Source organism: Bradyrhizobium acaciae (assembly GCF_020889785.1).
Classification (GTDB): Bacteria; Pseudomonadota; Alphaproteobacteria; order Rhizobiales; family Xanthobacteraceae; genus Bradyrhizobium; species Bradyrhizobium acaciae.
Genome location: NZ_JACMYK010000059.1, coordinates 34075 through 42187, shown reverse-complemented (window position 1 = coordinate 42187; position 8113 = coordinate 34075). Strand labels below are relative to the sequence as shown.

General features: G+C 65.0%; 7 protein-coding genes. 3 read left to right on the top strand and 4 right to left on the bottom strand.

Annotation, left to right across the window (positions count from 1 at the left end; genetic code table 11):
- Positions 1-100: 100 nt before the first annotated feature.
- The gene (locus H8A92_RS22090) at positions 101-1285 is read right to left on the bottom strand and encodes a substrate-binding domain-containing protein (RefSeq protein WP_229197693.1); all 1185 of its coding nucleotides are present in this window, start codon (positions 1283-1285) and stop codon (positions 101-103) included.
- Between the two features lie 65 nt (positions 1286-1350).
- Positions 1351-2532 carry a substrate-binding domain-containing protein gene (locus H8A92_RS22085; RefSeq protein ID WP_229197692.1) on the bottom strand — a complete coding sequence of 394 codons (1182 nt, stop codon included), beginning with the start codon at positions 2530-2532 and terminating at the stop codon, positions 1351-1353.
- Between the two features lie 177 nt (positions 2533-2709).
- Here H8A92_RS22085 and H8A92_RS22080 point away from each other — a divergent pair, with 177 nt between their 5' ends.
- Entirely contained in the window at positions 2710-3153 is a 444-nt protein-coding gene (locus H8A92_RS22080) for a MarR family winged helix-turn-helix transcriptional regulator (protein WP_038387042.1), read from the top strand.
- 18 nt (positions 3154-3171) lie between these two features.
- Here H8A92_RS22080 and H8A92_RS22075 read toward each other — a convergent pair whose 3' ends face one another.
- A complete protein-coding gene (locus H8A92_RS22075; protein ID WP_229197691.1) occupies positions 3172-3450 on the bottom strand; it encodes a metal/formaldehyde-sensitive transcriptional repressor in 279 nt (92 codons plus the stop codon).
- A 106-nt stretch (positions 3451-3556) separates the two neighbouring features.
- On the opposite strand from H8A92_RS22075, the gene H8A92_RS22070 reads away from it, so the two are divergent.
- Together H8A92_RS22070 and H8A92_RS22065 are read left to right on the top strand one after the other, a co-directional pair.
- Positions 3557-4483 carry a hypothetical protein gene (locus H8A92_RS22070; protein ID WP_229197690.1) on the top strand — a complete coding sequence of 309 codons (927 nt, stop codon included), beginning with the start codon at positions 3557-3559 and terminating at the stop codon, positions 4481-4483.
- 184 nt (positions 4484-4667) lie between these two features.
- Positions 4668-5102, top strand: coding sequence for a VOC family protein (locus H8A92_RS22065; protein WP_229197689.1), 435 nt, complete (start codon positions 4668-4670; stop codon positions 5100-5102).
- Between the two features lie 58 nt (positions 5103-5160).
- On the opposite strand, the gene secA is transcribed toward H8A92_RS22065, so the two are convergent.
- On the bottom strand, positions 5161-8025 hold the full coding sequence (gene secA, locus H8A92_RS22060; RefSeq protein WP_229197688.1) for a preprotein translocase subunit SecA: 2865 nt from the start codon (positions 8023-8025) through the stop codon (positions 5161-5163).
- Between the last annotated feature and the right edge of the window lie 88 nt (positions 8026-8113).

Sequence of the window (8113 nt, the reverse complement as noted above, 5' to 3'; positions counted from 1 at the left end):
GGGGTGGGGGTCCGCGAGTATCGTGGAGAATGCCCCACCCGCATTGCATCTTCGACGCAATGCGACCTCCCCCGCAAGCGGGAGAGGTGAAGAAGAAGACTCAAATCGCCTTGATCACCCTGAAGTCGAGGCCATCGGCTTCCGCAAGATACATCGGCATCCTGGCATGGCCGCTGCGTACCGTGACCGGACCGCGCGGGCCGCGATAGACGAGGTTGTCGGCGGCCGCGAGCAGCGGCCGCGTGTCCAGCGTACCGGCACGGTTGGCGGCAGCCTCCAGCAGACAGAAGCCTTCATAGGCGGACTCGCCGCACGATCCGACCGGCGGCGCGAACGCCCCGAACATCGCGCGATAGCGGTCTCTGAAATCGTCACCGGCCTGCGAGCCGACCGAGGGGAAATAGCCGGAGGCACAGAACAGGTTCTCGGTCTTGTCGGCTCCGATGCCGAGCAGCGCGGTTTCGTCGAAACAGCCGGCAAAGCGCAGCGTGGTGGCGGCAAGCCCGGCATCGGCGAAGGCGCGGTTGAAGGTCACGCCGTCGGTGCCGATCAGCGAGATCAGCACGACGTCCGGCTTCGCCGCGCGGATCCGCTCCAGATGCGTCTCGTGATCGTCCTCACCGACCGGCACGAACTCCTCGCCGACCACGAGGCCCCCGGTCTCCTTGATGTAGCGCTTCACCGCGCGGTGCGACTGCCATGGCCAGACGTAGTCGCTGCCGATCAGGTACCAGCGCGAGGCGCGCTTGGCCTCGGCCAGCCAGTGGATCGACGGCCGGTTCTGCCAGCGCGGCGTCTCGCCGATCGCAATCACGCCCGGCGTCCGTTCGCCGCCTTCATAGACCGGCGTGTAGATGTAGGGGATTCTGCTGCGGGTGATGAGGCCACGCAGCGCGACACGCACCCTGCTGGTGTGCATGCCCATGATGAGATCGACCTCGTCGGACGCGATCGCCTGCTCGGCGCGGTCGACCACCTCGTCGATCGGTCCGCCGGCGTCGTAGACCTGGAACTCGATCTCACGGCCGAGGATGCCGCCGCGCCGGTTGATGTCCGCAACGGCGAGCTGCGCGGTCGAGGTCGCCGCGGGTCCCCACATCCCCGGCGAACCGGAGCAACAGACGAAGCCCGCGATCCGCAGCCGGTTCCGCGCGCCGCGCGGACCGAAGCCGCCCCGGTCCATCGGCGCAAGCATGCGATCCGACGCCGCCGACGCCAGGTTCCTGAACAGCAGGGACGGCGGGAACGGGAGGTTTCTTGCCGTGACGTTGAGCGTCGAATGCACACCTGCTCCTGTCTGGCTCCGGCACGCCGCCCCACGGCATCGCCCTCGCGGGCGACGGTGCCACGCTAGATCGTCCTGATCACATTGAAGTCGAGACCGTCGGCCTCGGCAAGATAGATCGGCATTTCGGCGCGGCCGTCGCGAATGGTCACGGTGCCGCGCGCGCCGCTGTAGACGAGGTTGCGCGCCGCAGCAGACAACGGCCCCGCCGACAGCGAGCGGGCCCGGTTGGCCGCCGCTTCGAGAAAGCGCATCCCCTCGTAATTGGACTGCCCGACCGAGCCGATCGGCGGCGCGTGTGCCCCGAACATCGCGCGGTAGCTGGTCCGGAACTCGTCATTGGCGCGGGAATCGACGCAGCCGAAATAGCCGGAGGCGCAGAACAGATTCTCGGTCGCGTCCGGCCCGATGCCGAGCAGCACGGTTTCGTCCATCGCGCCCGCATAGCGCAGCGTGGTGGCGGCGAGTCCTGCGTCGGCGAATGCGCGGTTGAAGGTGATGCTGTCGGTCCCGATCAGGGTGATCAGCACGACATCGGGTTTGGCGGCGCGGATCCGCGCCAGATGCGGCTCGTGATCGTCCTCCCCGAGCGGGACGAATTCCTCGCCGACCACCTGGCCGCCGGCCTCCTTGATGTAGCGCTTCACCGCGCGATGCGATTGCCAGGGCCACACATAGTCGCTGCCGATCAGATACCAGCGCCGCGCCTTTTTGACGTCGGTCAGCCAATGGATCGCCGGCCGGCTTTCGGCGCGCGGCGTCTCACCGATCGCCATCACCCCAGGCGTCCGCTCGCCGCCCTCATAGACCGGCGTGTAGACATAGGGGATGCGGCCGCTCGTGACCTTGCGCAGCGCGAGGCGGACCGCCGAGATATGCGAGCCCATGATCACGTCGACCTCGTCGAAGGCGATCGCCCGCTCGGCGCGGCGCACCACCTCCTCGATCGGACCGCCGGCGTCGTACATCGACAATTCGACCTCGCGGCCGCGGATGCCGCCGCGCCGGTTGATCTCGTCGACCGCCAGCATGACGCTGTTGGCCGAGATCGGTCCCCAGATTCCGGGCGCGCCGGAGAAGGTGATGAAATTGCCGATCCTGAGCTTGCTGTCGGTGCCGCCACGGCGCGAGGAGCCCGGTTTGACGGTCAAAGCGAGATCGGCCGCACAGGACGACGGGCTTCGAAACAGGTGCGGCGGCGCGACGGGCAAGCCGCCATGCGCCTGGTAAGAGACCGTCGAGAGCACGCCAACTCCTGTCTGGGAAGCAATACGCAACGCAGCCAGCGGGCGGTTGCGGCATCCGCCCTTTGGTTGGGGAATATCCTAGGGGAAAATATTGAATATTCAACAATTGAAGTGCATATAGAAATGGCATGAGTTGCCGGACATTCATTCACCGGGTCAGGAACCAGGTCTCACGCCGTGGCTAAACCGCCGAAAGAAAATTCCCCGATCACCGAACACCTCACCTACCTGCTCGCGCAAGCCAACCGGGAGATCAACCGACAGTTGGAGACGCGGCTGGCCAAGGAAGGCGTACCGGTCGAGCAGTGGCGCATCCTCAAAGTGCTTTCCGACGGCAACGGCCACTCGATGGGCGAGCTTGCGGATGCGGTGCTGCTCAACCATCCGACGCTGACCAAGATGATCGACCGCATGGTGTCGGACGCGCTGGTCTATCGCGTGCAGGACCCGAAGGATCGCCGCAAGGTGCTGATGTTCGTCTCCGACCGCGGCAAGGCGCTGTGCCGGCGGCTGAACTCGCTGGCGGTGAGCCAGGAGGAGCACATCGTCGAGAGCTATGGCGACAAGTCGACGACCGAGCTCAAGCGCCTGCTGGAAAGCCTGATCGGCAGCGCCAACTGAGTCCGCTTCTGGTGGCGTTCACTTGAGATAGGTGCGGACGACGTCGATCAGATCCGCGGCACCTTGGGCCTTGGCTGGGTCCTTCTCATGCGCGGGATCGACGACGTGATGGCGGATATGCTCCTCGAGCAGCTCGGCCGTCAGTCCATTCACGGCCCCCCGCACCGAGGCTACCAGCATCAGCACGTCGGCACAGCCTAGCTCGGATTCGAGCGCGCGTTCGACCGCCTCGACCTGCCCCTTGATTCGCCGGACACGGCCGACGAGCTTCGACTTGTTCTTGATCGTGTGCGACATCGATCTAATATAGGGGGGTACCCTATATCGAGCAAGCGGCAAAAGGCCGGCCGAAACGATGTCGATGAAGCCGATATGCCGCAGCGGCGCCCTCCTGATCGTGCCCATGTTATGGGCGCAATCGGCCAGCGCGCACGGCATCGCCGGCAACCGCTATTTCGCCGGCACCATGACCATCGACGATCCGGCCGTTGCCGACGAACTCATCCTGCCGAACTTCAACTATCTCGGTTTCCCAGCGCAGGGCAGCGACGTCGTCGAGAACCGCATCAACGGAGCCTTCGCCCGGCTGCTCACGCCGAGCCTCGCTTTCACCGTCGACAGTTCGTCGGTCCATCAGAGCTGGCCGACCGGCCGCACATCGGGCTTCGACAAGACCAATATCGGCCTCAAATACGAGGCCTTTCGCGACAACCGCCACGAGATGCTGGTCTCGATTGGCCTCGCCTGGGGCATTGGTCATTCCGGCGCGGTCGCGATCGGCGCTGATGCGCCCGATACGATTCAACCCGGCATCTTCTTCGGCAAGGGATTTGGCGATCTCCCGGATTCGCTGTCGTGGATGCGGCCATTCGCCGTCACGGCCGCGGCCGTCGACGAGGTTCCGATCGGCTCCGGCGGCATGGCGCTGGCGCCCAATCCGGTCACCGGCCGGTTCGACACCGTTCTCTCGCCGGCCGTCGAGACGCTGCACTGGGGCTTTTCGGTCCAGTACAGCACGCTCTATCTGACCAAGCGCTTCGACGGCGGGCCGCCCAAGGATGAACCGTTGAATCAACTGGTTCCGCTGGTCGAATTCAGGTTCGACAGCCCCCGCGGCCAGGCGACGGCGGCGACCGCGAACCCGGGCTTTGCCTATGTCGCCGTGACCTGGCAGGTGGCGGCCGAGGCGATCATCCCGCTCAACCGCGCCGGCGGGACCGGACCGGGCTTCCGGGCCCAATTGCTGCTTTTCCTCGACGACCTCGTGCCTTCGCTGTTCGGCAAGCCGCTCCTCGCCGACCGGCCCGCACACAGCCAGATCGCATGGTAGCGCCTTGGACCTTGCCGCGGACCACAGAAAAACCGACCGGCCAATGTCGGGCGCTCGCCTGCCGGTTCGTCCTCTGGGGCGAACGCCGCGAACGAACCCCTGCCCGCCCTGGGCCCGTCCGCGGTATCGCCTTCGCGCTCCGGCGCGAAGGTCCGTCCCCTCCCGGTCAACAAGGACTCCGCCCATGACTTCGATCACGCCGTTCCTGTGGCTCGACAACAACGTCCGCGATGCCGTCGCCTTCTACAAATCGGTGTTTCCGAACGCCGAGATCGAAACCGTCAGCGACTTCATGGCGAGCTTCGAGCTCGAGGGGCAGCGGTTCTATGCGCTCAATGGCGGGCCGCAGCACAAGTTCAACGAGGCGGTGTCGTTCTTCCTCAGCGTCGACACCCAGGAGCAGGTGGATTATTTCTGGGGCAAGCTCACCGACGGCGGCCAGGAATCGCGCTGCGGCTGGCTCAAGGACCGCTTCGGCCTGTCCTGGCAGGTGATCCCGACAGCACTAAGCCGCTACCTCGGCGATCCCGACCGCAAGGCTGCCGACCGCGTCATGCAGGCGATGCTGAAGATGCAGAAGATCGTGATCGCCGATTTGGACCGGGCCTACGCGGGGTGAATGGCGCCACGCCTGTGACGGGCGGGCCATCGCCCGCCGCGTCAATGGTTGCGTCGGCTTACGCGTACCGCCCGTGGCAGTGCTTGTACTTCTTGCCTGACCCGCAAGGGCAATCCTCGTTGCGGCCGACCTTGCCCCAGCTTGTGGGATCGTTCGGATTGCGGTCGGCGGCGGACATTGCCGGCGCCAGCGAGGCCTGGGCGTAGGTCGCTTCGGTGAGGCTGGCGCGGGCGAACTCGTCCTCGCCGGTGCTGGGATCGAGCTTGTGCGCTTCCATCATCGGCAGCGGCTGCGGCGGCTCGTCCGGCGGGACGATCTCGACCCGCATCAGCTGCGCGGTGACCGCCTCGCGCAGATGCGCGCTCATCTCCTGGAACAGGTTGAAGGCCTCGGTCTTGTACTCCTGCAACGGATCGCGCTGGCCGTAGCCGCGGAGGCCGATCACCTGGCGCAGATGGTCGAGCATGATCAGGTGCTCGCGCCAGAGATGGTCGAGCGTCTGCAACAGGATGGTCTTCTCGACGTAACGCATCACGTCGGGGCCCCATTGCGCGACCTTCGCCGCCATCCGCTCGTCGACATGGGTCTCGATGCGGTTGAGCAGCTCCTCGTCGGCGATGCCCTCTTCCTTGGCCCATTCGTCGACCGGCAGGTCGACATCGAGCACGCGCTTCAGCTCTTCCTTGAGGCCCGCGGTGTCCCACTGCTCGGCATAGGCGTGCTCGGGGATGTGCTTGGCGACCACGTCCTCGACGAAGGCATGGCGCATGTCGGTCACGGTCTCAACGACGCTGTCGTCCTTCATCAGGTCGACGCGCTGGTCGAAGATCACCTTGCGCTGGTCGTTCTGGACGTTGTCGAACTTGAGCAGGTTCTTGCGGATGTCGAAGTTGCGCGCCTCGACCTTCTGCTGCGCCTTCTCGAGCGCCTTGTTGATCCAGGGATGGATGATGGCCTCGCCTTCCTGCAGGCCGAGCCGCTGCAACATGCTGTCGAGCCGGTCGGAGCCGAAGATGCGCATCAGGTCGTCTTCCAGCGACAGGAAGAACTTCGAGCGGCCGGGGTCGCCCTGACGGCCGGAACGGCCGCGCAGCTGGTTGTCGATGCGGCGGGATTCGTGACGCTCGGAGCCGATGATGTAGAGGCCGCCCGGCTTCTTCACGGTCTTGGCGGGCTTGTTGCCCTTGGCGGGCTCGGTCTCGAAATCCTCTTCCGCCTTCAGCACGATCTCGCGGAAGCGTTCGATGTCGGCCTTGATCTGCTCGATCTTCCTGGCCTTCTCGGCCTCGTCGGTGATGTCGGCGGTCTCCTGCTGGATCCGCATCTCGAGCGAGCCGCCGAGCTTGATGTCGGTGCCGCGGCCGGCCATGTTGGTCGCGATCGTGATCGCACCTGGCACGCCGGCTTCCGCGACGATGTAGGCTTCCTGCTCGTGGAAGCGCGCGTTCAGCACCGCGAACAGCTTCGCCGGCTTGCCCGCACGCGCCGCGGCATAGAGCTTCTCCATGCCGGATTCAGAGGTGAAATCGATCTGCTTGTAGCCGTGCTTCTTCAGATACTCGGCCAGCACTTCCGATTTCTCGATCGACGCCGTGCCGACCAGCACCGGCTGCAACCGCTTGTTGGCTCGCTCGATCTCGGCGAGGATCGCACCGTACTTTTCGTTCTGCGTGCGGTAGACCTCGTCGTCCTCGTCGAGGCGCGCCACCGGCAGGTTGGTCGGAATCTCCACGACCTCGAGCTTGTAGATGTCGAACAGTTCGTCGGCTTCGGTCAGCGCCGTGCCGGTCATGCCGGACAGCTTCTGGTACATGCGGAAATAGTTCTGGAAGGTGATCGAGGCCAGCGTCTGGTTCTCGGGCTGGACCGTGACGTGCTCCTTGGCTTCCAGCGCCTGGTGCAGGCCTTCGGAATAGCGCCGGCCCTGCATCATGCGGCCGGTGAACTCGTCGATAATGACGACCTCGTCATCGCGAACGATGTAGTCCTTGTCGCGCGTGAACAGCGTGTGCGCGCGCAGCGCCTGGTTGACGTGATGCACGACGGAGACGTTCTCGACGTCGTACAGCGAGTCGCCCTTGAGCTGGCCGGCGTCGCGCAGCAGGTTCTCGAGCTTCTCCATTCCGCCTTCGGTCAGCGTCACCGTGCGCTGCTTCTCGTCGACCTCGTAGTCATCCTTCTTGACGAGCTTCGGCATGAAGGTGTCGATGGTGTTGTAGAAATCCGAACGGTCGTCGAGCGGGCCGGAAATGATCAGCGGCGTGCGCGCTTCGTCGATCAGGATCGAGTCCACTTCGTCGACGATCGCGTAGAAGTGCTCGCGCTGGACCATGTCCTCCAGGCGGTACTTCATGTTGTCGCGCAGATAGTCGAAGCCGTATTCGTTGTTGGTGCCGTAGGTGATGTCGCAGGCATAGGCCGCCTTGCGCTCGGCGTCGTCGAGGCCGTGCACGATCACGCCGGTGGTCAGCCCGAGGAACGCATAGATCTGGCCCATCCAGCCGGAGTCGCGGCGGGCGAGGTAGTCGTTGACGGTGACGACATGAACGCCCTTGCCGGCGAGCGCGTTGAGGTAGACCGCAAGGGTCGCGACCAGCGTCTTGCCTTCACCGGTCTTCATCTCGGCGATGTCGCCCTCGTGCAGCACCATGCCGCCGATCAGCTGAACGTCGAAATGGCGCTGGCCGAGCGTCCGCTTGGCCGCCTCGCGCACCGTGGCGAAGGCCGGAACCAGGATGTCGTCGAGCGTCTTGCCGCTGGCGAGCTGCTGCTTGAATTCGGCGGTGCGGGCCTTGAGCTCGTCGTCGGACAGTTTGACGAGCTCGGGCTCCAGCGCGTTGATGGCGCTGACGCGGGACTGATACCCTTTGACCCGACGGTCGTTGGCGGAGCCGAAAAACTTGCGGGCGAGCGCGCCGATCATGCGAAATTCCTGTTCTTCGGTCTCGAGTTCAGTCTTGGTTCGGTCTTGAAGTTGTCTTGAAGTTCAAGTCTTGGAATACAGCCTGAGA